We start from the raw sequence: 2,767 nt of genomic DNA on the forward strand, positions 1-2,767 counted from the left end.
AGTGAGAGAGTCCCGTCTACCCCTTCGTGATCGCGTCGATCTGCGCCAGCTCTTCCGCGCTCAACGTCCACTCGATCGCCTTGACGTTCTGCTCGACCTGCTCGACGCGGGTGGCGCCGGCGATCACGCTTGAGACTTGCGGGCGTGAGGCGAGCCAGGAGAAGGCGAGTTCCAGCAAGGTGTGGCCGCGCTCCTTGGCGAAGGCCTGGAGTTTGTCGACGATATCCTCGTTGCGCGGCGTGATGTAGCGGTCGCGCAGCATCGGCATCTTGCCGAAGCGCGTGTCCGCAGGCGCCGCCGTGCCGCGCTGGTATTTGCCGGTCAGCAGGCCGCTTGCGAGCGGGAAGAACGGCAACAGGCCGAGATTGTATTCCTGAGCTGCCGGCAGCAGGTCCTTCTCGATGTCGCGTACCACGAGGCTGTATTCGTCCTGGCAGGAGACGAAGCGGTTCACATTCATCGCACGCGCGACATATTCGGCTTCCGCGATGCGCCAGGCCGGGAAATTCGAATTGCCGATGTAGCGCACCTTGCCCTGCCGCACGAGATCGTCGAGCGCACGCAGGGTTTCGTCGATCGGCGTCAGCGGGTCGTAATCGTGCTGCTGGTAGAGATCGATGTAGTCGGTCTTCAATCGCCTCAAACTCGCTTCGACCGCGGACATGATGTAGCGCCGCGAGGCGCCCTTCTTGGTGCCGTCGGTCGCCATCGGCTTGGAATATTTCGTCGCCAGCACGATGTCCTTGCGGCGATCGCCGAGCACAGTGCCGAGCACCGTCTCCGAGCCGCCCATGCCGGCATAGATGTCGGCGGTGTCGAACAGGGTGATGCCGAGATCGAGCGCGCGGTGGATCACCTGGCGCGAGGTGTCGAGGTCGGTGCGCTGGCCGAAATTGTTACAGCCAAGGCCGACGGCGGAAACGCGCAGGCCCGAGCCGCCGAGATTGCGAATTTGCATGGAGCGATCCAAAAAACAGAAGGAAAGGGAACGCATTGTGGCCCGCACGCCAGCACCCCGCAAGGCGGCGCCGGGCTCGCACGTCATCGTCGGCTGCAGTGCAGCCATGAGCGGACGTCGCGCAAAAAAAAGCGGCCCCGGTCAGACGCGGCGACTGACGGGGACCGCTCGGGGGGCGTGTGATCTGAGACGGGGGGCCTGATCAAACGCGTAAGAAAGCCTAGCCGTGCTTTGTTACGCCCCGGTGACAGGCAAGTTATCCACAGCCGGCGGCGTGGCCGGCAGCTCCGCGCGATGATCGAGATGACGCTGCGGATGGCGGCATGCTGCCCGTCGTTATTATCGGCACCGTGGACGCGGATCAATCGGCGCTATTCGGCGGCGCGCAAAGCCGAGCCAAGCCCGCGATCAGGTGCACGACCGATGCCGCGCAGGGAGCGATAATAGTCCGCCTTCTTCGGATCGTCGGTGCGGCGCACCAGGTCGGTCACCGGCGTGTAGCTCAGCATGCGGCCGCCGTCGGGCAGTGCGGTGCAACTGAAGCGCAGCACCTGGCCGTCGGCGAGGTTGATGTTGATCGGGGTGGAGTCGCCGATCCGCATCAGTTCGATGCGCCGCGCGATGAAGTCGTTCAATTCGTGCTTCGGCAATTCATATGCGCCGGTGTCGCGGCCATGATACATCAGCGCGATGAACGGCGGTTTGCTTTCGGCTTGTTCGTCCGATAGCGCGAAATAGTCGCGGAAGGCGCGGTTGATGAACTCTGCTCGCGTGTCCGAATCCAGCAGCACGATCCCGATGTCGACCTGGTCGAGCGCGGCCTTCAAGCGCTCGGCGGTGGCATGATGCTTCTGCTCCCAGGCGAAGGCATCGATCCATTTTCGCCTGAGCACGGCGGTGATGACTGCGGTGACGGTAGCGGTCGCCGCCAGCATCGCCATCCGCGCCAGGTCCGACAGGTCGTAGCCGGGCGTCGCGCGATGGTTGAGGAAAAAGATCGCCGAGCCCGCCACCGCAATGGCCGCGCTCAGAAGGCCCGATGCGATGCCGCCGACGGAACTCGCGAGCGCGACAATGCAAACGAACAACGGCGCCGGATTGGGCACGGCGGCGAGATGACGGTCGACGGCGAAGGCGGATAGCGCTGTCGCCATCGTGAGGGCAGGGCCCAGGATCGTGCGCCAGTTCAACTGCATGCTTGCGCCTCGTTACAACCGAGGATAGGCGCGCAGTTTGACGACGGATTTCGCTTGCGGCGGGATTTTGCGCGTCACGCTTAAGAGGGGTTTGATCGCGCGCGCCAAGCTTTCGCATTGTTGGAGTCAAATGCTATGCGAATTGCCTGGAACCAGTTCCGTGGCATGGATCGCTCGAGAAGATCTGCTCGGATGCTGTAGCGGACCATTGCAAGAGGATATCGATGCCCACGATTTCGCCGACCATCCTGCCGATCCTGATGCTGTTTGCGTCCAACATCTTCATGACCTTTGCCTGGTACGGGCACCTGAAGTTCAAGGCGAGCCCGCTGCCGGTGGTGATCATGGTAAGCTGGGGCATCGCCTTCTTTGAGTATTGGCTTGCCGTGCCCGCTAACCGCTGGGGCAGCGCGGTCTATTCGGCGGCGCAGCTCAAGACCATGCAGGAGGTGATCACGCTGGTCGTGTTCGCGGGCTTTTCGGTGCTCTATCTCAAGGAGCCGCTCGGCTGGAACCACGCACTCGGCTTTGCGTTCATTGCCGCCGGCGCGTTCCTGATCTTCCACAGGTTCACCTGATCGGTTGCGCAATTCGTAGCCCGGGTGGAGCGAAA

General features: G+C 63.0%; 3 protein-coding genes. 1 reads left to right on the forward strand and 2 read right to left on the reverse strand.

What is annotated here, in order from left to right:
* Positions 1 to 16: 16 nt before the first annotated feature.
* Entirely contained in the window at positions 17 to 958 is a 942-nt protein-coding gene (locus CWO89_RS42735) for an aldo/keto reductase (protein WP_130584200.1), read from the reverse strand.
* Positions 959 to 1,329: 371 nt separating this feature from the next.
* On the reverse strand, positions 1,330 to 2,154 hold the full coding sequence (locus CWO89_RS42740) for a PAS-domain containing protein (protein ID WP_130584201.1): 825 nt from the start codon (positions 2,152 to 2,154) through the stop codon (positions 1,330 to 1,332).
* Positions 2,155 to 2,378: 224 nt separating this feature from the next.
* On the opposite strand from CWO89_RS42740, the gene CWO89_RS42745 reads away from it, so the two are divergent.
* The gene (locus CWO89_RS42745) at positions 2,379 to 2,732 is read left to right on the forward strand and encodes a DMT family protein (protein ID WP_130584202.1); all 354 of its coding nucleotides are present in this window, start codon (positions 2,379 to 2,381) and stop codon (positions 2,730 to 2,732) included.
* Positions 2,733 to 2,767 lie beyond the last annotated feature (35 nt).

The sequence above is a fragment of the Bradyrhizobium sp. Leo170 genome (assembly GCF_004296405.1).
Taxonomy (GTDB): Bacteria; Pseudomonadota; Alphaproteobacteria; order Rhizobiales; family Xanthobacteraceae; genus Bradyrhizobium.

What these genes read in the sequence shown, in the direction of transcription:
- CWO89_RS42735 (WP_130584200.1), bottom strand. Translation starts at nt 958, where the DNA reads ATGCAAATTCGCAATCTCGGCGGCTCGGGCCTGCGCGTTTCCGCCGTC.
- CWO89_RS42740 (WP_130584201.1), bottom strand. Translation starts at nt 2,154, where the DNA reads ATGCAGTTGAACTGGCGCACGATCCTGGGCCCTGCCCTCACGATGGCG.
- CWO89_RS42745 (WP_130584202.1), top strand. Translation starts at nt 2,379, where the DNA reads ATGCCCACGATTTCGCCGACCATCCTGCCGATCCTGATGCTGTTTGCG.